Here is a 330-nt window from a genome sequence, read left to right on the forward strand (position 1 = left end):
ATCGAAATGGGGACTTTCATCGCGTCTATTCGTGCCCGTCGTATTCCCTGGTAGCACCACGGCGGCATGGTCAGCGAGCGCGCATGTGGCCGGACAAGGGCATATACCAGGTACTCCTCTCCCACCGGCGCGGCAATCAGTTCCACTTCCTCACCTTCCCGGCAATAGGGGGCGCCCAGCCACCCTGAAAACTGCCGGCCATTGATTTCGCCAGTAACGTACCACGCTGCAGCAGGAACCCTGTCTTCATTGCTCTCCACCATGCCCTGTGCCGTTGCCGCTGACCCCGTCGAGGCCAGCACCATTGCGGCAGACGCCATGTTCTCATCC

1 pseudogene is annotated in these 330 nt (G+C 60.9%); it reads right to left on the bottom strand.

Annotated features, from left to right (window positions below):
- Positions 1-320, bottom strand: a pseudogene (locus OGX89_RS00065) (putative type VI secretion system effector); the annotation flags it as partial.
- Positions 321-330: the final 10 nt, after the last annotated feature.

This window comes from Citrobacter sp. Cpo103, assembly GCF_030332605.1.
Lineage (GTDB): Bacteria > Pseudomonadota > Gammaproteobacteria > Enterobacterales > Enterobacteriaceae > Citrobacter > Citrobacter portucalensis.